Raw genomic sequence first — 16,329 nt, 5'->3', positions numbered from 1 at the left:
TGCTCAATTATACTATGTATGAAAATAAATAAAATTTAAATATACTTATGCAATCGTTTTTTCAAGGTTTTTGAAATTTCCACATATGCATTCCCCTTGCACATAGAAATAGATTCTATTAAGTCATATGCTTCCGGATTGAGATGATTCCTAATGCTTCATCCGTTAAAACATCCTTTAAATAAAAATTGTTCTTTATTTTTAATAAACTGAAAAAAGCATGGCGTCCTTTTGCCATACTTTTTTCAAAACAAATCGATATTTCTGTTCAATTTACACCCCTATTTATTATGTACAATCAAACCATTTGGTCTAAAACGACTCATCATGATTTCGTTAACAAAATGCCCATGAGCCTTCAAATTCCCAACCTTTACACCCTCTTCGATAAATCCGAATTTTTCATATAATACTTTGGCTCTAGGATTCGTTTCTAATACACCCAGTTCCACTCGTTCTAACATTAGCCAATTATCAGCTAAATCAAGCATTTTTGTAAGAAGTGATTTTCCAATTCCTTTATTGTGATATTCACTATCTACTCCGATGAATAAATCACCCGAGTGAGATCTTCGCCCTGGACTTTGGGTTAAACCGACAAATCCAACAACTTCTCCATCATATTCTGCTACAAATTCAAATTGATTCTGTGCTAAATTTCGAATTCTATTCTCCATTGCATCTACACGCATACTAGGTAAGAAAACCATATAAGGTAAAACATCATCTTGTATGCATATACGATGAATTGCTCTAGCATCTTGTATTTCTACTGCTCTAACGTTAATCTCCATCTTTCTCTCCCCTCCATTCAAATATTCATATTCTAATATCCCATATTAAAATCCTGCCAACCCTTATTTCTTTGTGTTATTTTTATATAATTATTTCGATATAACATTCACTTTTTGAACATCATCTCTTATATTCCCCTCTCGTTCAAAATGAAAAAATCACTTAGAATATGCTAAGTGATTTTTTATTTAATTTTTCACCCTATTATACAACTCAAGCAGTTCTTCTACTGAAATACCATTTATTTTCATACCGGTAATATCACAATTTTCTATTTCAATATTTTTCAGATTACTACTACGTATTGTAGTACTTTCCAAATCACATCTATCAAATGAAATAGGATATTTATCCTCTCCAAGGCTTGTATCTCTAAATTGAACTCCACCTAAAGTCACAAAATTAAATTTACTGCCAGAAATATTTAAATCTGCATATGAGGAATTTCTAAAATTTATATTTCTAAACTTTGATTGACTTACATTACAATTACTCATATTCATATGCATTATATTACTACCAACAAATGCACTATTTTTTAAATTTACTTGATAATATTCTGTATTAACCAAATTACAGTTTTCGTATTGACCATTTTTCATATCTTTATTTTTAATTAGGTTCTCTCCAACTGCATCTACATTTTTTCTTTTTACATAGCAATACTCATCTTCAGATTTAAAAATTATTTCATAGCCCATTTTTTTATAAAAATGATGATTATTAATTTGTCTACTAGATGTTTCAAGATCCCAAATCCTTATGTTCGGAAATTTTTCTTCTATTAACTTAATAACCCGCGATCCAATTCCTTTTCCTTGAAGAAAAGGCTCTACAAAAATACGATCGATTCTTCCGTACGATTTACCAGAGATCGTAACTATAATTCCCCCGATTACTTTTTCATCCATTATCACTTTGTAAGTATCCAATTCTTCAATTGAATATTTCATCATTTCAACTGAAGAATATCCTGGCGGTTGAATGTTATAATCAATTACATCACCTTGGCCGTATAACCATCGCTTTGCTTCTTCATCAAATGTTCTTTTCATTATTTCTGTTAACTTTTCAGCATCTAAAATTGTAGCTTTTTCTATAGATATTATTGTCATTTTTGTTTTCCCCTTCATTGTTATAAACCGATAACTTTTGTGAACGATATAGTTATTAATTTACTTTTGTCTTTAATATTTTTCCCATTATTACATATGGGGCATCACTTTTACTTGGGTGAAATGGCTCTAATACATCCACCCAATCCAATCTTTTATATAAAGAACGCGCTTTTTCATTGTTTATTTGTGTTGTTAAAATACTCGTTCTATTTGAAATCCCTTCTAATAATTCATTATGTAATTTCATTCCAAGACCTTCATTTCGATATTGTGGGTGAACTGCTAACTCTACAAATTCAAAACAATCTTGTAACCATTCGTCTGCTTGTTCTAGATTTAACGCTTCTCTCATTAATTGATTATAGTACTGCCCTTCTAATGAGAGATAACCATAAGTAAAACCAACTACCTCATTTTCATCATTTATTGCTACTATACCTTTAAAATCTGTATATTCTATATGTCTTTTCATTCTCTCAATCATTTCAGTAAAATTTGTTTTCTCAAATGCTTTACAATACAATTTTGCCATATTATTAATTAGGATTTCATCTTTTTCAATACGTATGAATTTCACTTTACCTTCCCCCTATTAAAACATTTGAACCCTTAAATAATTATAAAATAAAGAAATTTAAAATTAATCACTCTTTTTACTATTAAACTACAAATCAACCTATATTTTCCACTGTTACTTAGTATGAATGAATAAAAAGAAGAGAACATGTAATATACATATGTTCTCTTCTTTTTATTTTAACGCTTATTCATTTTCAATTTTATATAATTAATAATTAGATATTACTTAAGCCACTCGTTACAAGTATTAGCTAGCTCCTGTAAATCCTCTATAAATCGACTCGCATGATATCCATCACAAACCGCATGATGTACTTGCAATGAAACAGGTAGCATAACCCTGCTTCCATCATTGAAATATTTCCCACAAGTAATAATTGGTAATAAAGAATCACCATCATTATTAATATTTAAATTAAATCCTGTAAAACTAGTCCAAGGTATACCAGAAATCGGAAAAATATTTGGCGGAATATTTTCTTTCGTGAAGAAACCATGAACATTAGCATAACATCTCATATCCTCTTCATAGTTTTTATAGAAAATGTGGAAATCGCTAGAATAATCCGTCCATATACTTGAAAAAGATTTATCATCTTTATGAAAGATTGTATAACTAGGTATCATTTCCTCCCAATACCCTAAAACTCCTTCATCATTAAAACATGTTCGAAATTCTGTATGTTTATTTATCACTCTAGAAATTACATAAATAAAAGTCGGATAAAATTTAATTTCCTTTTGATGTATTTCCTCTAGCATCATCGTAATATCAACATTCGCTGTCATACTAAACGAACACTTTAATTTTAAATAATGTTCAAAATACTGCTCTCTATTCCAATTTTCTCTGTCAATTACATGAAACTTCATTTTAATAGCCTCCTAAAATTTTATTTTTATTTTAGAAGGCTAACTTTCTTGTTTTCACCACACTTGTTCACTCCTTACAGTTTAAATTTAATACTAAGCTTTTTATTTAACTATATAACATCTGCAGAAATTCGTTCACATATTTCTGGAAATCCATCCACATACTATTAATAAATCAAATGACGTTTGGAGGATTCAAACATGAATGACAAAAATGTAAATAAAAAAGAAAATGTTATCGAAAACACTACATCTATTCAAAATAATAATACTGCAAATCTTAATATCGAAGAACAAGCAATGAACGGCTTATATGGAATGCCCGAAACAACCATTGAAGATGCTGATCACGTTGTAACTGATGATTTGACTTCAAAAAATTAATGAACTACATAGAAAAGAGCCAAGGAAAATATCCTTGGCTCTTCTCTATTATATATCCAATTTTTTTACTTCTTCTCTCTTTTAGAAAGTTTCCCTGGCCAAAAAGCAAAGCGGCCTAAAACGACTGTGATTGCTGGTACAAGTAATGGTCTTACAATAAATGTATCTAGTAATACACCAATTGCAGTTACAATACCAAATTGGACAAGAACTTGAATTGGAAGTGTGCCTAACACTGCAAAAGTCCCTGCTAAAATTAAACCTGCGGATGTAATTACACTACCTGTTTGTATAACACCATTTTTAACTGATTCTAAATGATTTTGTTTCTTTTTATTCTTCCATATTTCTGAAACCATAAAGATATTATAATCTTCCCCTAAGGCAACTAAAAATACGAATGCATATAACGGTATCGCACCTTGTATCGCGGGAGCTCCCATACCGAAATGCAGTAAAATCCAGCCTGCTCCTAATGCAGAGAAGAAAGATAAAACGACAGTTACAATTAAGTAAATCATCGCAACGATTGAACGTAAATACACGAGTAAAAGTAAAGCGATGATACTAATCATAACCGGAATAATAACCGCTTCATCCCGTTCAGTAATTTGCTTTGTATCATATAAGGAAGCTGTTTCTCCGCCAATCCATAAATGATTCTCAGCTTGACTAATTCCTTCATCTTTTAATACCTTTTCTACACTATTTTTCAATTTAGGGATTTGATCTAATGCTTCAATTGAGTATGGGTTTTCCACTAAAGAAACTTCATACATTTGCAATTGATTATTTTCTTTTCCCTTCATTGGCTCTTTCACTTTATTAACAAAAGATAATTTCTCTATTTCTTGTTTAATAGGTAAATCTTTTCCCTTTGAATCAACTACAATCTTTACTAGCGCTAATTCTCCAGCTGAAAAATGATCCGTAATTAATGTAAATCCTTCGCGTGATGGCATATCTTTCGGGAATGATTCTAATAAGTCGTACGTGTATTGAATACGCGGTACAAATGAAGCCAAGCCTCCTAATAAAAATACGGTTAGCATAATAATTGTCCACGGTTTACGTACAACGATATCCCCAAGTTTTTTACTAAAGAATCCTTTAGTATTTTTTACTTTTACTACTTTCTTCTTCTTTCTTGCAAACTCTTCATTCATTTCAGCTGTTCTCGGTATGAACGGGAAAAATGCAACTCTACCGAAAATTAATAATAATGCTGGAAGAATCGTTAAAGCAGCGATTCCCATAATGAAAACAGCCACACTAAATGGAACTGCGAATCGATGAAAAGCTCCATAATGAGCAAGTAATAACGTTCCTAACCCTAATACTACAGTAAGTGCACTCATTATAATTGCTCCACCTGATGCTTTTATCGCAAGTTGCAATGCTTTATACTTACTTTCTTCTTCTAGCAAGTACTCTTTATATCTTGAAATAAGAAATAAACAATAGTCCGTTCCTGCTCCAAACAGTAAGACAGTCATAATCGATATAGCCTGTGCATCTACTTTAATCCATCCATTGTCTGCTAAAAAGCCCAGTGTCGGACTGATAATTCCGTATGCAAAACCAACAACGAGTAAAGGTAAAATTGCTAAAATTGGTGAACGGTACAGTAAAATTAATAAAACCAATACTAGTAGTACAGTAGCAACTAATAATTTCACATCAGCTTGACTAAATAAACTTACCGCATCCGTTTGAATACCCACAGGTCCAGATAATCGAACATGTAAACCAGAGTCGGTAATTTTTTGTTTGAACGGATCTTCATCCACTTTACTATTCACTATTTTTCGTAACTCTTCTAAATTACCTTTTAATATATCCGTTCCAGCAGATTTATTAAAAAATATTGGTGTGACAAATGATGTACCATCTTTTGATGCACTTTTTGATAATACTTGCTCTGGAATTGTATCAAATGGTGTTAACAATGATTGTTCTTTTAAAGGGTCCGTTTTTAACTCTTTATAAACGTCCTGTATTAATTTGTAGTCTTTTGACTCTAATCCACCATCCCGATGCCATACAACTAACAACGGGTTTCCTGCATTATTAGGAAATTCTTTTTTCATAAGTGCTTCAGCTTGCTGTGACATAGCTGTTTCAGGTAAATTTTTCGGATTCGGTTCTTTCGTACTGTTTACTTGTGGTAACGTAAATGAAAGTACTAATGTAATAAGAATCCATACCGATAAAGTTATCCATTGCGTATTCTTCCCTGCTACAAGCCTCCCTAACATATGTAACGGGTGCTTTTTCATAAAACCCCACCTTCCTTTTTTTCCTCCAACATTAATTATATATACTGGTCGGTTAATTAATCAAGAATGATTAAAAAATTATGTTATAATTATCTCAATAATAAATGTCAGGAGCGAATGTATTTGGATCAAAAACAACGTCCTCTCGGAAGGCCTCGTCAAAATAAAAATACAAAGTCTACAAAAGAAATCATTTTAGAAGTTGCAACTAGGTTATTTCTCACTCAAAATTATCAAGTTGTTTCAATGGATGAGGTCGCGAAAGAATGTGGAGTTACAAAAGCAACTGTCTACTATTACTATTCAACAAAAGCTGATCTATTTACCGCTACTATGATTCAAATGATGGTGCGCATAAGAGAAAATATGGATCAAATACTCTCTACGAATAAAACTTTGGAAGAAAGATTATTGAACTTTGCTACAGTATACTTACACGCAACGATGGATATTGATATGAATAATTTTATGAAAGATGCAAAACTTTCTTTATCTGAAGAGCAATTAAAGGAATTAAAAAATGCCGAGGATAACATGTATGAAGTGTTGGAAAAAGCGCTAGATAACGCAATTCTCCTTGGAGAAATTCCTAAAGGAAATCCTAAATTTGCTGCCCATGCTTTCGTAGCTTTATTATCAATCGGGAATTTTAAAGATGAGAATCACAATCCTACTCTTGCAAATATAGATGAATTAGCAAAAGAAATCGTTTCGTTTTATTGGAATGGATTAAGTCATCAAAATTAAATTGATTATATTTAATAAAGAGCACATTTGAAATTCCTTCAAACATGCTCTTTATTAATTTAAGGGTTTTATTTATATACTAGCAATTAAATTATACTTTAGCACCGATTAACAAAAAATTCTTATCTATAGCTCTTGAATTTGTGCATTTATATTCCCCTTACTTAATCCACCATGGTAACAAACTACAGAATCAATTTCTAGATTTAAATACTTCTTCAAAGAATTTTGCGCTTCTTTTATATCCAAAGTAGTTGGGGCATGAATTCCCCCTAAAATTCCGTTTACACTATACATTGAATCCCCAGCGATAAGAGTTTTACTTTGTCTCAAATATAAACTAATATGACCAGGAGTGTGCCCTGGGGTATGAATAATAAGAATACCACCGCAATATGGAAGTTCTTGGCCTTCAACCAAAGTATCATCCACTTTTCCTTTTGGTGGATTCTGTACTTGTGCATCCTTCAACAAAGGTAACTCCCCCTCGATATATGGCTTATCTAGATCGTGAGCATAGACTTTTATATTACTTCCACAGTTTTGTAATAGTTCAGGAAGACTACCTATATGATCTATATCTTGATGCGTCAAAATCACGGCTTTTAGTTTATCAAACGATACTCCAACCTTACCCATTTCTATTCGTATATCTTCAATTTGTCCAGGAAATCCAGTATCTATTAAAACTGCCATTTCATCATCCCATAAAAGAATTGGGTGAATAATATACTCTTGAAATTCAAGATGTAACATCTCTACCCCTTTAGCAATCTCCATAACATTATTCTCCTTTATAATGAAATTTTTGAAATCTAAAAATTGGCCTGATAAACAAGTAATTCTAAATTACAAAGCCTCGCTATCGTTTAATATGTTTCGTCATACCAATCGAAAATTCCTCAAATCCAATTGATTCATAGTAATATTTTAAATCTTCAACACACATAAGTTGTGGAATAACTCGTTTTTGTTCACAGTGCCGGATTAATCGTTCCACTATTTCCTTTCCAATGCCTTTGGACTGATATTCCGGTAATACACACACTCCGCAAATAATGCCAGTAATTACACCATCTGATATAACACGTCCCATCCCTACTAACTTTTGGTCATCAAAAACATATATTGTATACCAACTTTGCTTACACATTTGCTCTAACTCGTTAACCGATAATTTAAGAGAATTCCATCCTAAAGATTCATACATAGTTAATAATTCATTGAAATCTTTAGGAGATTCAATTGTGTACTTTAAAATAGTTTTCATGTAAATACTCCCTATTATCCTTTTTGTTTTTATGTCAAAAAATTTTTGACCGTCGTTAAACTGACTAGAACAATACTTCAATAAGAAAAAATGAAACTCCTTCTCTTTAAAAACATAAGGAACTTAATAAGATTGGTACCATATATATTTCTCTATTTAATATTTGTTTAATATATCAACTAATGGTGAGTATAAAATATATACATTTCAACCATCACCAAATACTGAATCTAAATTACAATTATAAGAAAAAGAAGGTATCTCATCTTTGTGAGATACCTTCTTTTATATCAATCCATCATTATATTATCAACCAAAAATCATACAGCTACATACGATAAGAACAAACAAAACTAATAAACTATTTGAGAAATAACCCATAGAATACTACCCCTTTATTTCATTATGTAAAAGATTTTACCATAAAATTATTAATAGTATAATGACTGAAAAAGACATTGGCTTCATTAGTTTTTTATGTATAAAGTAATATTTTATAATCTTTCTACTCACCGCTCATAAAAAACTTTAACTTTTCCTCTAATGCATCGCTCACGATTTAAATAACATCGATATTAGTAAATAAACAATTACTAATATCAATGTTATTATTTGATTTTAAGTAAAAATAGTAATAAAATAATTACTAAATTGATAAAGGACACGAAAAATAATGACTAATAAAGAATTAATAAACGAATACATGAATTTATTATTAAATATGTCAGGTACTTTCAAATTATTATCAGAGAAATCCACTGAATTTACACATTTAGAGCAACACATAGTTGAGTATATTGCCCAGCAAAAAGTCGCTGTAAATTTAAAAATGATTGCTAGTTATTTAAACATACCTAAACAACAATTAAGTGTAACCGTTCGTAATTTAGAGCAAAACGGATACATTGTAAAAAAACAAGATACAGTAGATAAACGAGCTGTTTTAATTTCCTTAACAGATAAAGCTGAAAAAGTACATTATGAAAGATGGAAACAAATTTATAATAATTTCACTAGTAATCTTGAAAAACTCAGTGAAGAAGATCAACGTGATTTAGCTTACGGACTGTATAAAACAAATAAAATGCTATCAAAAATGCTAAATAACGACTAATCATATATATATGATATTTTTTTATTATTAAATGGAGGACGTTTCATGGTTAAAGAAATAGATTTACAATCAGTTCAAGGTACTATGCTTATTCCACTATGGGGACGAGCATATGGTAGTGAGAAAAACAAGGATATTTTAGATGATACGGAAGCTATTCGGATTATTAAAGAATGCGACTTTGATTTCTCTAAAATAGCAGATACATTTGGCGAATATGGATGTATCACTTATATTACCCGTGCAAGAAAAATAGACGATACTATTAAACAATTTATTAGAAAACATCCGAATGCTACTATAGTAAATATCGGTTCTGGACTAGACACTACTTTTTCAAGAATTGATAACGGTACTATACAGTGGTATAACCTTGATTTGCCTGATGCGATCGCTTTCCGCAAAACATTAATTGAAGATACACCACGAAATATAAGCATTGCCAAATCATTTTTTGACACTTCTTGGTTCAACGATATAAAATATGATCCAAAAGACGGTATTCTTTTTATATCAGCAGGTGTGTTTTATTACTTTAAAGAAGAAGAACTGAAGGAGATATTTGTCGCTATGGCAAAACGTTTTCCTGGAGGAGAGTTATATTTTGATGCCGAATCAAAGTTCGCACTGACACTTTCGAATGCTACTGTAAAAAAATCTGGTAATAACGGCGCTATGACGTATTTTTACGTAAATAATCCAAAGACAATAGAAAAGTGGTCTTCTAACATAAAAATATTAAGCTACTCCCCTTTCTTTAAACATATACCTACAAATAAAGATTGGGATGGAAGTACACGAATTATGATGCGGATTGTAAATTTAATAAAGATGTTGAAGTTCGTTCATATACGGTTTGAAAAATGATAAATCTATAGCTTATATATTAATCATATATAAAAGAAGACCTCGATTTTATTAAATTCATATAATAATCTATAGGATAGTTAGTCCATTATGAGGGCTAACTATCCTTTTTTATTTACATAATGAATGAAATAAGTAAACAATAAATATTTAATTTAATCAGTATAATAAAGATATATAACTTGAAACGTTCGATTGGTTTTTGGGGGAGGGCATAGCCTCGGTGCGAAGGCAACACTCCTCTTTCGAGGACATGCTTCAGTTATAGTTTGTCACTATTTGAATTATAAATCAGTTATTTTATCTTTATCTGGATTCTTGCCCAAACTAATGACCTCTTCTCCTTTTCAATAGTTTCGAGTTAGGTCCGGGATTTCTAAAGGTCGCGTACGTTCCAAACAATCTCACCGCGCTCGTCCCACGTACTGTGATGCCTCTTAAATCCTATCTTTTCTAACACCCGGAAGGACGCAACATTCCAAGCGCCTACAGTCGACCAAAGTCTGTGGCGCCCCGTAGCAATCGCAGCGTCCAGCACAACAGATGCTGCCTCAGTCGCATAGCCTTTGCCATGAGCACTGCGGAACAACTCGTATGCGATCTCCGGCTCTTCCAGTGTGGAACGACCGATAATCAAGCCACAGTATCCGATGAAATCACCTTCGTCTCGTCGGCGAATAGTGAGAAGGGAAATGCCATTTTCGCCTGATCTCTTACGCATCTCTATAAGCATGCTACGAACGGCGTCAAGGGTTGGCATATCCACACCACGTTCGCCAATTAATTTTCTCATCCAGACTGAATCGGATTCCTCCCACATACTCAGATCAAGTCGTTCAGTTTTCAGCTGGAACTCCATAGCTTTAAATAAAGCTGTCATAGTGGAAACCTCCTAGTTATGTCACTGCACTCATAATATAATGTACACCATCTTCCAACATGTACTGAATCACTTATTTTCTCTCCTTATCGCTCATTTACTACCACCTAAATGTATATGTTCTAATTATTAACACCTTTTTCCTTTAAATTCTTTAGACCCTATCCTCATTTATAGTAATAGCTTTCTTATTCGAAAAAAGATTTTTAAAAATTCCTACCCCTACAATTAATAGACCTATACCAATTAATTTATTTATTTGTATAGGTACTCTCTCCATTCCAAACAATCCAAATGTATCAACACATAATGCAACAACTAATTGAGTAATAAGGCTAATGAGCACCGTATAAGCTGGACCTAAACTCTTTATTGCACCCATTATACAAATAATTAATCCGATACCAAACAATCCACTTATATAAAATAAATAATTTGCAGTATAAAAGTTAACGCTTATACTTTTCTCTGTAATGATATGAAATAAAACAGAACTTATGAGACCTATTCCAAGAACACATGCAGTTGTTAACCACTGTCCTACAATTTCATTCACTTTCGTATTAAAAACAGATTGTAAGCTAATTAATATTCCAGCTAATATAGCTAAACTAAATCCAATCATAACCCTTCTCTCCCTTTCATTACTCATATATATTATCTTTAGCAACTTCCTTCATTCTAGAAAAATCTTTAATTACAATAACTCCATTTTTCTTTTTAATTAATTTTTCACTATAAAATTTTTGTAAAACTCGAATTACATGCCTATAACTTACACCTATAAAATCTGCAATACTTGATACAGAAGTTGAATCTAAATCCTCTTTATACATATTCCCATTACTATCCGTTGAAATCGAAAGTAAATAACTAGCTACACGTACTTCTACCGGATAAAGTAAATTTAGAGCTGTAAAACGAGTCGATATTTTTAATGTGTTCGCAATGTTTTCAAGCAAGAACTTCATAAATATAGGATCATGTAATAACTTATTTCTAATAACTGTATTAGAAATGGAGATTGCTACAACATCTGAACAAGCTTCAACAACATTATGTGCTTTGCTATTTTGTATTAATTCAATATCACCAACAATTGCTAATGGATTGATAAAGCGAAGGATTAGTTTCTTTCCTTCTGGTGTAATCGTGTAAACTTTTACTTTTCCTTTAATAACAAAATATAAACGATGAATTTCATCATCTTTATCGCAAATAAGCTTGCCTTTTTCAAAATGATTTACTTGAAAATTGTCAGTACTTATTCCTGAAAAAATTTCAAGTATATTATAAGCTTTCAAATATTGAATAATTAAGTCTGATTTATTATCCACTTACAGTCCCTTCTTTCCTTACATATTAAACACAAAAATACCTAAAATCATTACTATTGTCCCCACAATATGGTATCTCTCCATTTGTATCTTTTTATATGAAATAATCCTTTCATTTCAATAACAGTAGCTGTTAATAATTGAGCAACCATAAGTGTTCCAGCTGTTAATGTAACTCCCATTGAATATATCGCCATTGTTTCCGCACAAATAATCAACCCACCAAGTGCGCCAGCTACTAAATATACTTTTTTTACACCCTTTAAATCCGTTACTTTCTCTTCTTTCTTTAACAAAAATATAGTTGTTGCAATAAGAAACCCAATTAAATGCGTCATAATACTCGTCGACCATATACCGATATCTGAACTAAGTTTCGCATTAAACGTACCTTGAAGTGTAATGAATACTCCTCCAAAAACTGAAAGTAAAATACCTTTCAAAAAAATCATCTCCTAATCTTCTATCTATGATTTAATTAAAACCTACAATACTACAACGACAAAAGGACAAATGTCACATCGATATGAAAATAATTAGTAATGTACACGAAAAAACACATCTCAAAATATGTGAGATGTGTTTGAAATATTTAATCCATATATAATATTTTAGTAATTAAAACTACGCTACATTAACAGCTTTATTCTTCAAAACAAACTTTCCAAATAAGAAACGTACAAGAGGTCCCATTATTATTAATTGAAGTGGGTACGCCATAATGAAATTTTTAATGAAAATCGAGAAATAAATTGAAGCGAATGAGTCACCATGTAACCCATTATGTAAATACATCATAGCCATTCCGTAAAATGACATAAAGAATACCATTCCGATTACCATTGTTGTTGCCATCGCAATAATCATGTTTACTTTTTTTGATTTATCAAATGGTAATGCAAATACAATCTTTTTCGCACACGGTCCAACGATACATATTTCAATTAATAGCGCAATAATAAATCCAATTATTAGTTCTAATGCGATTTCCTTAATATGAATTGGTCCTCCTGCTCCATTCATTAATAAATTGTAAAACGTCATAACGATAACCATCCCGAGGCACATCATCATACCAAATTGGAGGTTTTCCTTTCTTGTTGTTGGCAATTTTCATCATCCCTTCTCTTTGAGTCTTTGTCATTATATCGATATTGGAAACTCCTTCGTAAGTGAACATTTTGTGAACATTTTTAAAGCGTTTACGTGCATTTCTTCCACTCTTCACTCCAATCCTCCCACTTTATAACTTTTTACTTACAAAGGTTTTATATATTTTGATGTTGAATTATTAAATTTAATATTGAATTATATGATAATTACTACTAGGAGGATAACCATGAATAAAGCAGAATTTTACGCATATCACATCGTTACAAGGAAAACAATGAGTATCGGAAAAATCATTCACTTTGACAAAAATCAAACTAATACCCTCTATCACTTCTTTTTTGAAAGAGAACAATTAAATTCTAATGATGAAGACTCCATTCAAATTTTAAAAAGGCATTATATCAATGAGGAATTACATATAAATAATGAAAATGCTAAAGTAGTTCTGAATTATATAGATCAAACAATTAGAGCGGTTAGAGAAACGATTGTAGAAATGGTTAGACTGCAAGAATTTCCTGAATATCCCTCAAGATTGTCTTGCTTATATGCTTCCAAAAGCTATGAGAATGCTTTGAAATGGAAAGCGCTATTTGATTCTTATAATCGAGAAGTTTTGCAGATTGTTAAACTACGAGTAATCGGAAGTTCTTTTGAAGGTGATGGAAACCTTTTGCCGAAAGAAGATGGTATTCCTTTCGCTCAAAAAATGGAACAAGCTAGAGAGTATTGGAAAGGAAACGTTAGAAATGAACTTCCTGAGTTACTGATTAATGGGAGAATTGAAGTGGTGGAAATTATTGATGATTTTTCATCAATTAAAATTTAATTCCTGGTTAAATTTTAAAGAATGGAGATTAAAATGATGAAAAAAGTGTACTTCAATCATGATGGTGGTGTAGATGATTTAATATCACTATTTTTACTACTCCAGATGGAAAATGTAGAACTTACAGGTGTTTCAGTTATTCCTGCAGATTGTTATTTAGAACCAGCAATGTCTGCCAGTCGTAAAATTATAGATCGCTTCGGCAAAAATAATATTGAGGTAGCAGCGTCCAACTCTCGTGGAAAAAACCCATTTCCAAAAGAATGGCGGATGCATGCATTTTATGTAGATGCTTTACCAATTTTAAATGAGTTTGGGAAAGTTGTTACACCTGCATCAAAAAAACCTGCACATCATCATATAATAGAGACTCTTCTACAAACTGATGGAAAAACAACTTTATTATTTACAGGGCCCCTGACTGACCTTGCTCGTGCACTATATGAATCTCCAATAATCGAAGATAAAATTGAACGTCTCGTTTGGATGGGCGGTACATTTCGTACTGCAGGCAATGTACATGAGCCAGAACATGACGGAACAGCCGAGTGGAATTCATTTTGGGATCCCGAAGCAGTAGCTCGTGTTTGGAATGCTAATATAATCATTGATTTAGTAACTCTAGAAAGTACAAACCAGGTTCCGCTAACTATAGACATACGTGAACAGTGGGCAAAAGAGCGTAAGTATATTGGTGTTGATTTCCTTGGTCAATGCTATGCAATGGTCCCCCCTCTCGTTCACTTTTCAACTAACTCTACCTACTATTTGTGGGATGTATTAACTGCTGCGTTTGTTGGGAAAGCTGATCTTGCAAAAACAAAAACGATTACTAGTATCGTTCATACATACGGACCCAGCCAAGGACGTACAGTGGAAACTGCTAACGGAAGACCAGTAAATGTCATTTATGATGTAAAACGTGATGCATTCTTTAAATATATTACTGAATTAGCTAAAAAAGCTGCTAATCACAACCAGTGTTGAAATCCGTATAAACCCAGTTGATGAGCCAGCAAAAAGATTTAGAAATTGGTTGGGGCTGGATATTTAATTATTAAAAAGAGTATTGAATTAATTTTCAATACTCTTTTTGTGCAGTTACATTGTATTTGGTCAGAACAAGCATCAATTGATTTAGAGCTAGGTTTTACAGATTAACCATTTCATAACCATTTACAAAGTACGTTATTGTTTCTAGCTCATCTTCATTTAATTCTCTATCTAGTTCTTGTTTATATGCTGCCTTTATCTTCTCTTCATCGCCTTTATGAGTTTCCGTATAAGTTCCTACTGTTTTTAATAAACGAATCTCTCGCAAAAATTCATTTCGATCTATAGCTTCCCCATGTGAAAGAATATAGGTCTCGGCATCAAATTTCTCTAATTCTTGTATCAGTTTAAACGTTCGTTTCGTCGTATAGTTCCACTTAGAAGAAAAAATATTTGCATAAATACAATCTCCTAAAAACAATATCTTTTCTTCTTTAATATAAATGACAACAGAGTCATGTGAATGGTCTCCGCCCACATGCTTTAACACACATGTCACATCACCAAGGTCTAATTCAAGTTGCTTCTGAAAGGTTAAGGTCGGCGGAAGAATTTGAATATTTCTTGGTTTTTCACTGAACTCTTTTTTTATACAGTCCGCACAAAATTCAATTTCTGTACCTTCTTTCACTCGTGCGTCCAATGCCTCATCCGACCACTCATAAGAAACAAGTGTGTTCATCTCTTTTTTTGTTTCAAAATGTGCGATAGACAATGCATTTTGTAATACAGGCAATCCAAAAATATGATCCCAGTGCCAATGCGTTAATGCTACAAAATCAGGATTTGAGATATTTTGCTCTTTTAGCATTTCTAAAAACAATTGTGCATGTGCTTCTGAATTACCTGCATCTATCATCAAAGTCTTTTCTTTTCCAACTACCATTCCTAAGATAGGTCTATCAGTCTCGGAAACAGGTGTCATATACCAAAATGAGTTTCCTATTTTTTTAATTTGCTGCATAACTATTGCCTCCATTTTATGACTGTGTAACAATTTCCAGCCGAGAAAATTCTTTATTTTGTATTTTGATTACTATTAAATAACAATGTCAGAAATAAAATCATTCTACATTTTTTATTATCTAGTG

Annotated in this window: 19 protein-coding genes and 1 pseudogene; 6 read left to right on the top strand and 14 right to left on the bottom strand. The window is 31.9% G+C overall.

Annotated features, from left to right (window positions below; genetic code table 11):
- Positions 1-281: 281 nt before the first annotated feature.
- The 4 genes from JFU54_RS27760 to catA all read right to left on the bottom strand — a co-directional run bounded on the left by JFU54_RS27760 (position 282) and on the right by catA (position 3,365).
- Positions 282-794, bottom strand: coding sequence for a GNAT family N-acetyltransferase (locus JFU54_RS27760; protein ID WP_033715755.1), 513 nt, complete (start codon positions 792-794; stop codon positions 282-284).
- Between the two features lie 189 nt (positions 795-983).
- The gene (locus JFU54_RS27755; protein WP_002165844.1) at positions 984-1,910 is read right to left on the bottom strand and encodes a GNAT family N-acetyltransferase; all 927 of its coding nucleotides are present in this window, start codon (positions 1,908-1,910) and stop codon (positions 984-986) included.
- A 55-nt stretch (positions 1,911-1,965) separates the two neighbouring features.
- Positions 1,966-2,490 carry a GNAT family N-acetyltransferase gene (locus JFU54_RS27750; protein ID WP_002012832.1) on the bottom strand — a complete coding sequence of 175 codons (525 nt, stop codon included), beginning with the start codon at positions 2,488-2,490 and terminating at the stop codon, positions 1,966-1,968.
- 224 nt (positions 2,491-2,714) lie between these two features.
- Positions 2,715-3,365, bottom strand: coding sequence for a type A chloramphenicol O-acetyltransferase (gene catA, locus JFU54_RS27745; RefSeq protein WP_033715754.1), 651 nt, complete (start codon positions 3,363-3,365; stop codon positions 2,715-2,717).
- Between the two features lie 201 nt (positions 3,366-3,566).
- Between catA and JFU54_RS27740 the strand changes: the two genes are divergently transcribed.
- Positions 3,567-3,749, top strand: a complete 183-nt coding sequence (locus JFU54_RS27740; protein WP_002012828.1) for a DUF4021 domain-containing protein — start codon at positions 3,567-3,569, stop codon at positions 3,747-3,749.
- Positions 3,750-3,814: 65 nt separating this feature from the next.
- Here the strand turns inward: JFU54_RS27740 and JFU54_RS27735 are convergent, their stop codons facing one another.
- Positions 3,815-6,028 carry an MMPL family transporter gene (locus JFU54_RS27735; RefSeq protein WP_201067257.1) on the bottom strand — a complete coding sequence of 738 codons (2,214 nt, stop codon included), beginning with the start codon at positions 6,026-6,028 and terminating at the stop codon, positions 3,815-3,817.
- Positions 6,029-6,151: 123 nt separating this feature from the next.
- Between JFU54_RS27735 and JFU54_RS27730 the strand changes: the two genes are divergently transcribed.
- Positions 6,152-6,775, top strand: coding sequence for a TetR/AcrR family transcriptional regulator (locus tag JFU54_RS27730; RefSeq protein ID WP_002085667.1), 624 nt, complete (start codon positions 6,152-6,154; stop codon positions 6,773-6,775).
- Positions 6,776-6,901: 126 nt separating this feature from the next.
- Here the strand turns inward: JFU54_RS27730 and JFU54_RS27725 are convergent, their stop codons facing one another.
- Together JFU54_RS27725 and JFU54_RS27720 are read right to left on the bottom strand one after the other, a co-directional pair.
- Complete coding sequence (locus JFU54_RS27725; protein ID WP_002031870.1) at positions 6,902-7,555, bottom strand: MBL fold metallo-hydrolase; 654 nt, start codon at positions 7,553-7,555, stop codon at positions 6,902-6,904.
- Positions 7,556-7,637: 82 nt separating this feature from the next.
- Positions 7,638-8,045 (bottom strand): GNAT family N-acetyltransferase, encoded by a 408-nt coding sequence (locus JFU54_RS27720; protein WP_201067255.1) that lies wholly within the window; start codon positions 8,043-8,045, stop codon positions 7,638-7,640.
- A 673-nt stretch (positions 8,046-8,718) separates the two neighbouring features.
- Here JFU54_RS27720 and JFU54_RS27715 point away from each other — a divergent pair.
- Together JFU54_RS27715 and JFU54_RS27710 are read left to right on the top strand one after the other, a co-directional pair.
- The gene (locus JFU54_RS27715; RefSeq protein WP_002141720.1) at positions 8,719-9,159 is read left to right on the top strand and encodes a MarR family winged helix-turn-helix transcriptional regulator; all 441 of its coding nucleotides are present in this window, start codon (positions 8,719-8,721) and stop codon (positions 9,157-9,159) included.
- Positions 9,160-9,204: 45 nt separating this feature from the next.
- Positions 9,205-10,026, top strand: coding sequence for a class I SAM-dependent methyltransferase (locus JFU54_RS27710; protein WP_201067248.1), 822 nt, complete (start codon positions 9,205-9,207; stop codon positions 10,024-10,026).
- Between the two features lie 376 nt (positions 10,027-10,402).
- Here JFU54_RS27710 and JFU54_RS27705 read toward each other — a convergent pair whose 3' ends face one another.
- The 6 genes and pseudogenes from JFU54_RS27705 to JFU54_RS30285 all read right to left on the bottom strand — a co-directional run bounded on the left by JFU54_RS27705 (position 10,403) and on the right by JFU54_RS30285 (position 13,471).
- Positions 10,403-10,906, bottom strand: a complete 504-nt coding sequence (locus JFU54_RS27705) for a GNAT family N-acetyltransferase (RefSeq protein WP_016102041.1) — start codon at positions 10,904-10,906, stop codon at positions 10,403-10,405.
- A gap of 154 nt (positions 10,907-11,060) precedes the next feature.
- Positions 11,061-11,531 (bottom strand): DMT family transporter, encoded by a 471-nt coding sequence (locus JFU54_RS27700; protein ID WP_012260918.1) that lies wholly within the window; start codon positions 11,529-11,531, stop codon positions 11,061-11,063.
- 19 nt (positions 11,532-11,550) lie between these two features.
- Positions 11,551-12,243, bottom strand: coding sequence for a Crp/Fnr family transcriptional regulator (locus JFU54_RS27695; protein WP_016102042.1), 693 nt, complete (start codon positions 12,241-12,243; stop codon positions 11,551-11,553).
- Positions 12,244-12,261: 18 nt separating this feature from the next.
- A pseudogene (locus tag JFU54_RS27690) lies at positions 12,262-12,686 on the bottom strand (DMT family transporter).
- A 181-nt stretch (positions 12,687-12,867) separates the two neighbouring features.
- Entirely contained in the window at positions 12,868-13,317 is a 450-nt protein-coding gene (locus tag JFU54_RS27685; protein WP_229180808.1) for a DUF2798 domain-containing protein, read from the bottom strand.
- Complete coding sequence (locus JFU54_RS30285) at positions 13,235-13,471, bottom strand: hypothetical protein (protein ID WP_229193939.1); 237 nt, start codon at positions 13,469-13,471, stop codon at positions 13,235-13,237. Before JFU54_RS30285 ends, JFU54_RS27685 begins: the two co-directional genes overlap by 83 nt.
- Positions 13,472-13,582: 111 nt before the next feature.
- Here JFU54_RS30285 and JFU54_RS27680 point away from each other — a divergent pair, with 111 nt between their 5' ends.
- On the top strand, positions 13,583-14,185 hold the full coding sequence (locus JFU54_RS27680; RefSeq protein WP_201067246.1) for a DUF2441 domain-containing protein: 603 nt from the start codon (positions 13,583-13,585) through the stop codon (positions 14,183-14,185).
- 33 nt (positions 14,186-14,218) lie between these two features.
- Positions 14,219-15,172: a nucleoside hydrolase gene (locus JFU54_RS27675; RefSeq protein ID WP_016102045.1), complete on the top strand. Its 954-nt coding sequence runs from the start codon at positions 14,219-14,221 to the stop codon at positions 15,170-15,172.
- A gap of 163 nt (positions 15,173-15,335) precedes the next feature.
- Here the strand turns inward: JFU54_RS27675 and JFU54_RS27670 are convergent, their stop codons facing one another.
- Positions 15,336-16,202, bottom strand: coding sequence for an MBL fold metallo-hydrolase (locus JFU54_RS27670; RefSeq protein WP_159146600.1), 867 nt, complete (start codon positions 16,200-16,202; stop codon positions 15,336-15,338).
- Positions 16,203-16,329 lie beyond the last annotated feature (127 nt).

Source organism: Bacillus sp. TH19 (assembly GCF_016651075.1).
Lineage (GTDB): Bacteria > Bacillota > Bacilli > Bacillales > Bacillaceae_G > Bacillus_A > Bacillus_A mycoides.
Note: the sequence above shows the minus strand (reverse complement) of the source record. Positions and strands in the feature narration are given on the sequence as shown.